Raw genomic sequence first — 12260 nt, forward strand, 5'->3', positions numbered from 1 at the left:
GTTTTTAGCATTGCTTGGTGTGAAAGATGGAAGTAGAGAGGAAGTGTTAGAACTATATAAAAAATATACATTTCCAGCCAAAGAGTTGGGCTATGAAATTGTGGTTGATGTGAACCCTATGGTATTTGATAAATTGGGTGTGAACGCCAACTTCTTTCGAGGACCTTTGGATTTATCTTTTTTCTCAGATTTGAAAATAGACACTTTACGTTTGGATCTAGGAATGTGTGATTTAGAAGAAGCGTATTTATCAAAAAATAAAGAAGGTATTAAAATTTGTCTTAACGGGGCAACCAAATTGGATCATGTAGGCCATGTTCTACAAGCGGGGGGAAATCCAGAAAAAATTTGTGGATGTCACAATTACTACCCACATCGGTATACAGGCGTATTATTAGAACATTTTATGGAAAGTACGAATAATTGGGTATCACATAATTTGCCAGTTATGACCTTTGTCAGCTCACAAGCCAAAGATCAGTTTGGGCCTTGGCCTGTGACTGAGGGGTTACCAACTTTGGAAATGCATCGGGATTGGCCTATCGAAATACAAACACTTCATTATTTAATGATGGGAAATGTTGATGATATTATTATTGGAAATTGTTTCGCAACTGAAGAAGAATTACGTAAAATGGCTCAAGCCAATCAAGAGATCACTACATTTCATGTAAATTTAGTAGATGGTGTGACAGAATCTATGAAGAATAGATTACAAATGAATTTGTCAGTTCGCGGAGATCAAGGGGCTTATTTAATTCGTTCACTTGAATCTCGTATGATGCGTGAAGAAGTAGAACCATTTAATACTGTGGATATTCATCCCGGTGATGTCCTAATTGATAATGTACTTTACGGACAATACGCCGGAGAAGTACAAATTGCCCTAAAAGAAATGAAAAACTATGGAAAAACAAACGTTGTTGGGTACTTAAATCCTTTAGAAGTACAATTGTTACAGTATCTAAAGGGAGGGCAACCCTTTAGATTTGTATGGGAGGATTAAAAATGTCATTTCCAGAAAATTTTTTATGGGGTGCGAGTTCATCCAGTGCCCAAGTAGAAGGTGGATATAGTTCCGATGGAAAGGGATTGACAATCTGGGATGTTAAACCATTGAATCCCGGAACTTGTTCTTTCCATTACGCTTCGGATTTTTATCATCATTATAAAGAAGATATAGCTTTGATGGCAGAAATGGGATTCAAGGCATATCGTATGTCGATTTCCTGGGCTAGAATTATGCCTGAAGGAGAGGGGAACATAAATCAGGCAGGAATTGATTTCTATAAGAATGTTTTTTTGGAATGTCATAAATATGGGATTGAACCCATCGTTACGATTTTCCACTTTGATTTGCCTTTAGCTTTGCAAGTAAAATATGGTGGGTGGAATAATCGCAGTATGATTGATGCGTATGTAGAATATTGTCGTGTTTTATTTGAGAATTTTAAGGATGATGTAAAGTATTGGTTAACTTTCAATGAACAGAATATGCTGATTTTCTTTGGGGCTTTCGATATGATTGGAGGTATCACAAAAGCACAATCACTAAATACTTTATATAATCAAGCTCACATCCAATTGGTGGCTCAAGCTAAGGCAATCCATCTTTGTCATGAGATGTGTCCGAATTCTAAAATCGGACCGGCTCCTAACTTAACGACATCTTATCCAAAAACAAGTTCACCAAAAGATTATTTGGCAGCTATGAATATGGATGATTTAAGAAATAACTTTTATACAGATGCTCTTATATTCGGAAGATACCCGAAAAGTGTCTATAAATATTTTGAAATGAATGATGTTGTATTGGATGTACATGAGGGAGATTTTGAATGTATGGGAACTTGCCATCCGGATTTCTTAGGCTTTAACTGTTATGGTAATGATACTACAGAATATCTGGAATACTATAAACAAGATCTTAGTTCATTAAAAAATGCGGATAATCGCGACACTTCTTATTTACAGGCTTTGATGAGCAAACCAGGAATTGGACGGGGAGTTAATAATGAATATTTTAAAAAAAGCGAGATTGATGGACATATCTATGACCCGTATTGCATACGTGTAACGGCAAGACGATTGACGGAACGTTATCATTTGCCATTGATTATTACTGAAAACGGCTATGGAAGAGCAGATATTCTAGAAGATGATGGAAGTGTTCATGATCAGTATAGAATTGATCATTTGCGAGAAATGATTCGTCAAATGGAGATTGGAATTGAAGAAGGTGCCGATATTATGGGATATTGCCCATGGAGTGCTTTAGACTTAGTCTCCACACGAGAAGGAATTAGTAAGCGTTATGGATTTATATATGTGGATCGTGATGAAGATGATGAGAAAGCGAAAACATCGCCAATGAAACGCTATAAGAAAGATAGTTTTTACTGGTACAAAAAGGTAATTGAAACCAATGGAAAGGAGCTAGGTGAATAATATGAGTTTTCCTAAAGGATTTTTATGGGGCGGAGCCACAGCAGCTAATCAATGTGAGGGTGCCTGGAATGTTGATGGGAAAGGCATGACTATCTCAGATGCCACTACAGCAGGAACATTGACAGAACCAAGATATACCACTTATATCTCAAAAGATGGAAAGCCAGGAAAAGCAATGATGTTTGAAGAACTGCCAGAAGGGGCTCACCGCGCTGTTCTTGATGGGTATTATTATCCCTACCATGAGGGAATCGACTTCTATCATCATTACAAAGAAGATATTGCCTTGTTTGCCGAGATGGGATTCAAAATCTTTCGTATGTCGATTTCCTGGGCTCGTATTTTTCCAAAAGGAATCGAGGAAGAACCCAATCAAGCTGGATTAGATTTTTATCGCAATGTATTTGAAGAATTAAAGAAGTACAATATTGAACCTTTAGTAACAATCTTTCATTATGATTTACCGGTGTATTTAGAGGAGAAACTTGGTGGTTGGAATAATCGTGACTTAATATACTATTATGAAAAATATGCAGAAACACTGTTCAAAGAATACAAGGGATTGGTGAAATATTGGCTAACTTTTAATGAGATTAATAATGTAATCATGATGAAAAGCTTACTTCCTAATTATCCCTTTGAGAAAGTGCAAAAAGATTTGCAATTACTTCATTATGAATTTGTTGCTAGCGCCAGAGCTGTGAAGCGAGCACATGAAATTGATCCAAATTACGTCGTTGGCTGCATGATTGCCGGAGGACCAAGTCGTTATCCCTTGACCTGTGATCCCAAAGATGTTCTTTTAACGCAGGAGACATTACAAGAAAATACATATTATAGTGCCGATGTTATGGCACAAGGGGAGTATCCATATTTTGCTCAACGAATTTGGAGAAAATATAAAGCCAACTTGGAGATAACGGATCAAGATCTGCAAGATCTACGAGAGGGAGCTGTGGACATGGTCACGTATTCTTATTATTGTACAAATTGTGCATCTACCCATGAAGTAAAAGAAAAAGCTGGTGGAAACTTGGATATGGGAGCTAAAAATCCGTATTTGACATATTCTGACTGGGGTTGGAGTTTTGATCCAGATGGATTGCGTTATTCATTAAATGAATTTTATGCGCGGTATCATAAACCTTTGATGGTTGTTGAGAATGGCTTGGGGGCTGTGGATATCTTAGAAAAGGATGGAAGCATTCATGATCCATATCGAATTGAATATATTCGTGAACACATCAAAGCTATGGATAAAGCCTTTGATGATGGAGTGGATTTGTTAGCATATACACCCTGGGGCTGTATCGATTTAGTTAGTGCTTCCACAGGTGAAATGAAAAAACGCTATGGCTTTATTTATGTGGATCGAGATGATACAGGAAAAGGAAGTATGAAACGTTATAAGAAAGACAGTTTCTACTGGTATAAAAAAGTAATTGAAACCAATGGAAAGGATTTAGGTGATTAGTATGAGTTTTCCAAAAGGATTTTTATGGGGCGGAGCCACAGCAGCTAATCAATGTGAGGGTGCATGGAATGTTGATGGGAAAGGCATGACGGTGTCAGATGCCAGTACAGCAGGAACATTGACAGAACCAAGATATACCACTTATCTCACAAATGATGGCAAACCGGGAAAAGCAATTATGTTAGAAGAGCTGCCAGAGGGGGCTCATCGAGCTGTTCTTGATGGTTATTATTACCCCTATCATAAGGGAATTGATTTCTATCATCATTATAAAGAAGATATTGCCTTGTTTGCTGAGATGGGATTTAAAATCTTTCGTATGTCGATTTCCTGGGCTCGTATTTTTCCAAAAGGAATCGAGGAAGAACCCAATCAAGCTGGATTAGATTTTTATCGCAACGTATTTGAAGAATTAAAGAAGTACGATATTGAACCTTTGGTAACAATTTTTCATTATGATTTACCGGTACATTTAGAAGAGGAGCTTGGAGGTTGGAACAATCGTGAACTGATTGATTGTTTTGAAAAATATACCCGTGTTTTATTTAAGGAATATAATGGTCTTGTAAAATACTGGCTGACATTTAATGAAATCAACAGTCCGATTTTATTAAGAAACTATCTTCCAAACTATTCTGATTCTATGGTTCGTGAAGCTATTCAAACACTGCATAATCAATTCGTTGCCAGTGCCAGAGCAGTTCGTGCTGCCCATGGAACAAATCCAGAGATGATGGTTGGATGTATGTTAGGTGGAACTTGTAGCTATCCTCTTACTAGCAACCCAGATGATGTTCTTGCCAATCAAAAACGTTTGCAAGATGATTTTTATTATTGCTGTGATACGATGGTACGAGGAGAATACCCATTTTTTGCTCAAAGATTATGGGATGAATATGATATGAAGTTAGTGACTAAGCCACAGGACTTCATTGATTTAAAAGAGGGAAAAGTAGATATGATTACTTTCTCTTACTATTCAACCGGTTGTATCACTGTGGATGAAAATGCGGAAAAGGCAAAAGGAAACTTTACCACAGGGGCAAAAAATCCGTATTTAAAATACAGTGAATGGGGTTGGAGTATTGATGGCAAGGGTCTTCGATATTTTTTGAATGAATTGTATGGACGATATCAGCTGCCTTTGATGGTTGTTGAAAATGGCTTAGGAGCTGTAGATACCTTAGAAGAAGATGGAAGTGTTCACGATCCCTATCGTATTGCGTATACAAAAGAACATGTATTGGCAATGCATGATGCAATCTTAGATGGCGTAAACCTATTGGCATATACATATTGGGGCTGTATTGATTTAGTCAGTGCTTCCACTGGCGAGATGAAAAAGCGTTATGGATTTATCTATGTGGATCGAGATAACGATGGTTCAGGTACTTTGAAACGATATAAAAAAGATTCTTTCTATTGGTATAAAAAGGTCATTGCATCAAATGGGGAGGATGTTGATTAAAGCGAAGGTTCTTCTTTCGCTTTTTATCGTATAAAAGTGAATAAAAAATAAAAGAATATGGAGTGATCTTAAGTGGATAGCTTCTGTTATGTGACCATGATAAACTCTTGGAGAATTGCAATGGAGATGAAGCTGCAGAACAATATGTGATGCAGTGCACTAATGTTTCGTACGATATGCATTTGTTATCTGCATATCGTACGGTTATTATTAAGACATATTTACCAGATATATTTCATCAAGATTTACCAGTTTTGATTGCCAAGGAAATGAAAACGATTAGTTACACAGTGAATTCAGTGATGAGAAATGGAATTCAATTAAATAAAAATCAGAAATATAATTTATGGACGTTTTTACAGTGATGACGATATATGGAGCTTATCAATACTGAGAATAGGAGCATAAAGGCAGTTTGAGAAAGGAAACAAACCTAACCTTGTAAATTATGGATAAGAATTCTTTGGCTGTGCCTTAAAATAATAAGAATTGACACAATTATTAGAAAGGATTGTGGATGATAAAATGGTTTATCATAATTTATAAAATATGATAAAATACATTGGTAAAGGGAGTGTGATGGATGAAACTAAGTAAAGATATTGTATTGGAGTATATGCAAAGCCAAGCACAAAATCATCAGGAAGATATTCATTTTACGACCCAACAATTATCGGAATCTTTGCAGATGCAGCGTTCGAATTTAAGTAGGATTCTTAATGAATTAGTAAAAGATCAACTGATTAAAAAAACAGCAGGCCGGCCAGTTTATTATTCTTTGGTCAAAAAAGAAGAAGATTCTTGTTTTAAAAAAATGATTGGTTATAAAACCAGTTTAAAACAGGTTGTGCAATTAACAAAAGCGGCTTTATTATATCCAGAAAACTCTTTGCCTATCTTGATTACAGGTCAGGACGGTTCGGGAAAGAGTTTATTGGCTTCGTTGATTTATGAGTTTACCAAAGAAAACCATATTATTTCAACAGATGCTCCTTTTGTGAAAATTAATTGCCGTTATTTGGAAGAGGAAAGCAAGGATAAAATCAAAGATATTTTTTTTGCCAAAGGTACAGGTGCTATGTTTAGGGCTCAAAAAGGTGTCTTGTTTGTGGATCACATCAATTATTTACCTTTGGATATGCAAAATGACTTATTGAAGCAAGCTGAATCAGCTCAGTCTTCTTCACTGCATACGGTTTTGATCTATTCGGTGGATGATTCAATCAACCCATCGCAATTGAGTTTATATACTTCCAGATTTTCCATAGTGGTCGATTTACCCCCGCTATCGAAAAGAACATTAGAAGAACGTTTAGAAATGGTACAGCAATTCTTTCAAAAAGAGGCATTGCGAATGCAGAAAAATATAAAGATAAATGCGGAACTTTTAAGGTGTCTTCTGTTGTATCCCTGTCAGTCCAATGTTAAACAACTTAAGAAAGATATTCAGCTAGGGTGTGCGAATGGCTATGCTAGAAATTTTGATGCTGATGTTGAGCAGATGGAAGTATTTCTCCATGATTTTCCTAATTATGTGCGTAAAGGTTTTTTATCTTATCGAAAATATCGCACGCAAATTGAAAGTATTATTCCTGAAAACTACCAATATATTTTTTCTTCCGAAACCACTAATGTTAGCGAAGATTCAAGGTTAGCTCCTAAAAATGCCAGAGATACTTTATATGACATGATTGATCGCAAGGTGGAAGAATTAAAAGAGCATGGGATCGAAGAAGAGGATATCACCACCATTATTCATGAGGATCTGGATCAATATTTTTATAAAATCAATCAACAAATAGCAAAAAAGGAAATTGATAAAGAATCCATTTCTAAAATCGTTGATCCTCAAATTATTTCAAGTGTGGATAGTTTTCTAAAAGAAGCGTCATTGAACTTTGATCGAGTTTATCCAGATTCTATTTTTTATGCAATATGTTTGCATTTATCGGCTATGTTGGAAAGACAAAGTAAATCACAGAAGATATCCAATGAACAAATTGTAAAGATTATAAAAGAATTCAATAAAGAATATATCTTTTGTTCGAAATTTGCCAGTGAACTGGAAAATAAGTTTAACTTGCCGCTTCCTATTGATGAAGTTGTTTTTCTTACGATGTTTATTTGTCAGGATACTTTAAAAAATACAGCAAATAAACCGGTTGTCTTAGTGGCTATGCATGGAAACAGTACCGCTTCGAGCATTGTAGAAGTGGTAGATACACTTGTAAAAGAGGGGAATATTTTCTCTTTTGATTTAATGTTAGATAAGGATATGCAATTTATCTATGAAGAACTAAAACAAACAATTTTGGAAATTGATCAAGGTAAAGGTATTTTATTATTGTATGATATGGGATCTATTTTATCGATGGCCACTATGATTGCTGCAGAAACAGGAATTGAAATTAAAGCTGTTTGTATTCCTGCTACTTTGATTGCTTTGGATTGCTCACGAAAGGCTAGTTGCAACAATTCTTTAGAGGAAGTATATAACGAAGCTATTAATTCATATCAGGCAATGTATCCAGAATTGATGGAATCTTATCAAAAACAAGGGCAGTCACAAGTGATCATTACACTGTGTATGACTGGAGAAGGTGCTGCCATTCAGATGAAAAACTATATTTCTCAAAATATTCACTTAGAAAATACCGATATTATTCCCTTAGCTATTTCTGATCGCGAATATCTTTTAAAGAAAGTCAATCAGATTCAAAAAAATCAGAAAATTGTTTGTGTGATTGGAGCATATGATCCTGAATTGTATGGTATTCCTTATATCCCTATTTCCACACTATTTGATACACCGTCAGATAAATTGGATATTCTTTTATCTTTAGAAACAACACAGGCGGTTATGTCTGTCAATTATGATGCGGTCTACGCATATTTACAAGAACAGTTAGAAGGATTTGATGTTCAATTGTTAAAAGAAGTTCTTCCTAAAGCCATTATTCGTATAAAAAAGGCGGTTCATGGATTATCTTCGGATCAAGAGATCGGTTTATTCATGCACATTGCTTGTTCAATTTATCGTATGCAAAATCAACAGTTTCGTCCAAGAAATGAGCAATCAAATCGTATTATATCTAAGAATAAGCGATTATATAATGATTTAAAAGATATTTTAGCAAAAGCAGAAGATGAATTTTATGTGAAATTTAATGATGATGAATATGCGAATATCATTCAGATTATTAAACAATGTTAATATCATTAATTTTATATAATAAGCTATAAGAACTTTATAAAACTAAAAATAGTAGGGGAACCAAATAATTTAGGGGTTAACGCCAGAAATATAGAGGCTATTTAGGAGCACGAAAGATTTCACCGTATAGTTTGTTAACTAAATTGATATTTATCACTACAAAAAGGGATCGTAATGATCCCTTTTTGTAATGATGGATTATTTTCACAGACAAATGATGAAAGGAATACAGATTGGATTAAGCTATTATATTTGCTTTGCTGCTGAAAATTACGCTGAAAAACTGAAAAATAGCTAATTGGACCAATCAAGCTCCCTCAAACTATTATCTTTGAGGGAGTTTCTTTGTCCTTGATTAGTTCTAAAGCTTGTAATATGATAAATATGTAATATATTATCAAAATATGAATGTAATTACATATTGTTTTTTAATAAAATGATTAGTTAAATGATAGGTAGGTAAATTTAAGGAGTTGGTATTATGGTTAAAAACAAAAAGAGAAGCAAAGAAGAAATTGAATATATTATCAAAGAGGCTAAGGCTAACTTAGCTATAGAGGATATGTATGTAGAGAAATATGAAGAGGATATAGCAAGAAAATATTTAAGAGGAGAGTTAACTGAGGAAGAAGTTTTGAAAATTCTCAGTGAAGAGAAAGATGGACAGTAAATATTGTTACCCTAGTTCCCTTGTTTTAAAGAATAAATTTAACATAAAAGATAGTAACTTGCTAGAAAAAAAGGAAAGAGAACTTACTTTTATTTCAAATGTTAGAATTATAGCCAATCCAATTAAAGGTGTTTTTGATTTAAACTATTTACAAGATATTCATAAAGCTTTATTTAAAGATATATATACTTGGGCAGGGAAAATACGAGTTGTTGACATAAGTAAAGGAAGAGATTTTTGTTACGTACAAAACATAGGTTATCAGGCTGAATATATATTTAATCAAATAAAGAAAGATAATTATTTAAAGGGATTATCAATAGATAAGTTTTCGGATAGATTTGGATACTATGCATTGGAAATAAATATGCTGCATCCTTTCAGAGAAGGAAATGGTAGAAGTACAAGAGAGTTTCTAAGATCTTTAGCAAGGGAAGCTGGTTATAAAATAAGTTATAGTAAAATTGATAAAGAAAGATTGTTTAAAGCATTTGTAGATTCATACATAGATTATTCTCCTTTAAAAAAGATATTCAAAGATCATATAATAAACAATATTATTAACGAATACATAAAGGATATACCTGAAATAGAAAATGCTTCGGAAAGACTATTAGATAAATTGCAGCAACTTAAATTTAATTTAGCTGAAGATAGTTATATAAGTTATAAGAGGATACAGGAAATGTATAAAGATCTTGAGAAGAGAATAGATAAAGGTTTAATAAATAGAAATGACAAAATATTTAATATAGTTTCAGATATAATTATGGATATCGAATGTAGAAATTCTAAGTAAAAAAATAGAATAGGTAAATAAGCCTGGTACGGATAGGTTATATGTAAAATATTAAGATGAAAGATACAATTAGTATGGATTATATTGACAGTATTTAGAAATATGTTATATTTAAGTAGTAATAAGAGTGCAGAGCTTAAGTGCTTTGAAGTGGGTTAACACACTTTCCCCATATTCCAAGAGGGGACGTTAATCAATATCTTGGCTCTTTGTGTATGGTTAACCATGATTAGTTTACCGGGCTCCAGGGTTTTATCCCTGGAGTTTTTACTTTAATAAGCTTAAAAAATTAAATGTTATTCTTATTAGTTTTTATTATATATTCCATTTGTTTAACTTATATATGGAGGGGTAGTATGAATTTAAAAGAACAGCTATATGTATGTACTTTAGCAGAAGAAGGCAGCATGTCAAAGGCAGCAAAGAAATTGTTTATTTCACAGCCGGCATTAAGTCTTTATATAAATAATTTAGAAAAGCTGTTAGGCGCTAAATTATTTTTAAGGAAGGGAAATTTCTACACATTAACTTATATAGGTGAGAAATATGCTGCAAAAGCCAAAGAAATGCTTGTCCTAGAAAAGGAATTTAATGCGGAACTGCATAACTTTTCTCGTGGCAGCTCAGGAAGATTAAGGATAGGGGTACAGTTAAGAAGGTCACCTTATATAGTAGCGGAAATTGTAAGTTATTTTAGTGAGAATTATCCAGAGGTTGAATTGGTATTTACTGAATCTAATACAAGCGTATTAGAGAACATGGTGGCAAATTATGAACTGGATTTAACCATTTACAGTTGTATGAAAAGAAGAAGCGATTTAAATTATATATATATTTTTAATGACGATTTATTTTTAGCCGTTAATTCTTCAAGTAAGCTAAGAAGAAAAGCTAAATGGCAGGAAGAGGGCAATTTTCAATACATTGATTTTAAGGATTTAGAGGATGAAACCTTTATTTTACCTCAGAAGGGACAAAGTTTAAGGGAAGTTAGTAATATATTGTTTGAAAATGCTGGAATAATACCTAAAAAAATTATAGAAATTAGAAATATTGAAACTATAATGAAGCTGGTTTCTGCAAATTTTGGAGTAGGATTCAATAGGGTAAGCTATATTAACTATATGTCGCATATAAAAAATATTGAATATTATAATGTGGTACAGGATGAAACTCCGTCAGAATTAGTTATTGCTTATCCTAATGTCTCAAGGGAAATTAAGAATTTTAATAAAATGATTAATTCAATAAAGGATATATTCAGCAGGGATATATAAGTTTTGCTTTTAGTAAATATAAAAATTTAAACCCTTACATAAAAATTATGAATACTTACAATTACAGTAGTTATACAGCTGTGTAAGGGATTTTATAAATTTGTAAAGGGGTATTTAAATGATTAAAACCATTGATAAGGTTAAGAAAAAAAGCTTTAAGATGCCGCATTCTCTGGTGATTATTGGTATTATTGTCTTGGCAGCGGCTATCTGCACTTGGATCGTTCCTGCCGGTCAATATGCTAGAATAGCAAATTCCGCAGGGAAAAAAGTTATTGATGCAGAATCTTTTAAATATATAGCCAGTACTCCGGTTAATATTTTTAAACTGGGCAATTTTGCTATACAGGGCTATATTGAGACTGCGAGTCTTATTTTTGTAATATTATTTTCAGGAGCTGCTTTTAATGTAATAGTTAACAGTGGGGCATTACAATCGCTAATAGCTATGGTTTCTAAAAAGCTATCTTCTAAAGAAACGATATTTATTCCTATTGTTACATTAATATTTGCTTTAATATGTACAACACAGGGAGTTAATACCTTTATAGGCTTTGCACCGGTAATGGTAATGTTTGCTAAGGTTTTAGGCTTTGATTCTATAGTTGGTGCAGGAATTATACTTTTAGGAGGTGCTGTAGGATTTTCAACAGGAACACTAAACGTAAACACTACTATAGTTGCTCAAAATATTGCCGGATTACCACCATACTCAGGGATAGGGTACAGGACTGTATGCTTTATTGTATTCTATATAGTAACTAATATTTTTCTCATAAGATATGCAAAGAAGGTTAAGCTTAATCCGGAAGCCAGTTATATGTATGATTTAGATTCAGCAAGTGAATCAAGTAAGAGTGACATTGAAGAGTTTGACAAACCTATGGATACTAGAAAATGGCTTGTAATA

General features: G+C 33.6%; 8 protein-coding genes and 1 pseudogene. All 9 read left to right on the forward strand.

The window, feature by feature from the left end:
* On the forward strand, positions 1–1006 hold a 1006-nt coding region (locus TA89_RS03650), incomplete at its 5' end, for a MupG family TIM beta-alpha barrel fold protein (RefSeq protein WP_040210931.1).
* A 2-nt stretch (positions 1007–1008) separates the two neighbouring features.
* Positions 1009–2448 carry a glycoside hydrolase family 1 protein gene (locus TA89_RS03655; RefSeq protein ID WP_040210934.1) on the forward strand — a complete coding sequence of 480 codons (1440 nt, stop codon included), beginning with the start codon at positions 1009–1011 and terminating at the stop codon, positions 2446–2448.
* A gap of 1 nt (position 2449) precedes the next feature.
* A complete protein-coding gene (locus TA89_RS03660; RefSeq protein WP_040210936.1) occupies positions 2450–3922 on the forward strand; it encodes a glycoside hydrolase family 1 protein in 1473 nt (490 codons plus the stop codon).
* A gap of 1 nt (position 3923) precedes the next feature.
* Entirely contained in the window at positions 3924–5390 is a 1467-nt protein-coding gene (locus tag TA89_RS03665) for a glycoside hydrolase family 1 protein (RefSeq protein WP_040210939.1), read from the forward strand.
* A gap of 583 nt (positions 5391–5973) precedes the next feature.
* Positions 5974–8604 (forward strand): PRD domain-containing protein, encoded by a 2631-nt coding sequence (locus TA89_RS03675; RefSeq protein WP_040210942.1) that lies wholly within the window; start codon positions 5974–5976, stop codon positions 8602–8604.
* Between the two features lie 481 nt (positions 8605–9085).
* A complete protein-coding gene (locus TA89_RS03680; protein ID WP_040210943.1) occupies positions 9086–9274 on the forward strand; it encodes a hypothetical protein in 189 nt (62 codons plus the stop codon).
* A complete protein-coding gene (locus tag TA89_RS03685; protein ID WP_147590062.1) occupies positions 9252–10073 on the forward strand; it encodes a Fic/DOC family protein in 822 nt (273 codons plus the stop codon). Before TA89_RS03680 ends, TA89_RS03685 begins: the two co-directional genes overlap by 23 nt.
* A 356-nt stretch (positions 10074–10429) precedes the next feature.
* Positions 10430–11350, forward strand: coding sequence for a LysR family transcriptional regulator (locus tag TA89_RS03690; RefSeq protein ID WP_052447306.1), 921 nt, complete (start codon positions 10430–10432; stop codon positions 11348–11350).
* A 118-nt stretch (positions 11351–11468) separates the two neighbouring features.
* Positions 11469–12260 (forward strand): annotated as a pseudogene (locus TA89_RS03695) (YfcC family protein); the annotation flags it as partial.

The sequence above is a fragment of the Clostridium polynesiense genome, from assembly GCF_000820705.1.
Classification (GTDB): domain Bacteria; phylum Bacillota; class Clostridia; order Clostridiales; family Clostridiaceae; genus Clostridium_AA; species Clostridium_AA polynesiense.